This window comes from Paraburkholderia lycopersici, from assembly GCF_900096975.1.
Taxonomy (GTDB): domain Bacteria; phylum Pseudomonadota; class Gammaproteobacteria; order Burkholderiales; family Burkholderiaceae; genus Paraburkholderia; species Paraburkholderia lycopersici.
Genome location: NZ_FMYQ01000088.1, coordinates 1 through 1,086, shown reverse-complemented (window position 1 = coordinate 1,086; position 1,086 = coordinate 1). Strand labels below are relative to the sequence as shown.

1 protein-coding gene is annotated in these 1,086 nt (G+C 66.0%); it reads left to right on the top strand.

Annotation, left to right across the window (positions count from 1 at the left end; translation table 11 throughout):
- Positions 1-1,086, top strand: a 1,086-nt coding sequence (doeA, locus tag BLU17_RS32130) for an ectoine hydrolase DoeA (protein ID WP_092006784.1), incomplete at both ends; no start/stop codon positions are given.

Sequence of the window (1,086 nt, the reverse complement as noted above, 5' to 3'; positions counted from 1 at the left end):
CGCATTGCCAGGACGCGCAGCGCGATGCAGAAGGCGGGCGTCGAACTGCTGATCGTCACCGATCCGACGAACATGAACTGGCTCACCGGCTACGACGGCTGGTCGTTCTACGTGCACCAGTGCGTGCTGGTGCCGATGCAAGGCGAGCCGGTGTGGTACGGCCGAGGCCAGGACGCGAACGGCGCGAAGCGCACCGCGTTCCTCGCGCACGACAACATCGTCGGCTATCCGGACATCTACGTGCAGTCGCCGGTGCGCCATCCGATGGACTACCTGTGCACCGAGGTGATCGCCGCGCGCGGCTGGGACCGGCTGACGATCGGCGTCGAGCTCGACAACTACTACTTCAGCGCGGCCGCGTATGCGTCGCTGCAGAAGCATCTGCCGGGCGCGCGCTGGGTCGATGCGACCGCGCTCGTGAACTGGCAGCGCGCGGTGAAGTCGCCGCGCGAGATCGAGTACATGCGCGTCGCGGCGCGCATCGTCGAGAAGATGCACTCGCGCATTCTCGACGTCATCGAGCCGGGCATGAAGAAGAACGAGCTCGTCGCGCAGATTTACGACGCGGGCATTACGGGCGCGGCCGGTTTCGGCGGCGACTATCCGGCCATCGTGCCGCTGCTGCCGACGGGCGCCGACGCGGCCGCGCCGCATCTGACGTGGGACGATTCGGTGTTCGAAATGAATGCGGGCACGTTCTTCGAGATCGCCGGTTGCTATCGCCGCTATCACTGCCCGCAGTCGCGCACGGTGTATCTCGGCAAGCCGCCGAAGCACTTCATCGAGGGCGAGAAGGCGGTGGTCGAAGGCATCGAGGCGGGGCTTGCCGCCGCGAAGCCGGGCAACCGCTGCGAGGACATCGCGAACGCGTTTTTTGCGGTGCTCGCGAAGTTCGGCATCGAGAAGAACAGCCGCTGCGGCTACCCGATCGGCGCGAGCTATCCGCCCGACTGGGGCGAACGCACGATGAGCCTGCGTCCCGGGGACCGCACGGTCCTCGAACCCGGCATGACGTTTCACTTCATGCCGGGCCTGTGGCTCGACGACTGGGGCCTCGAAATCACCGAAAGCATTCTGATAACCGAA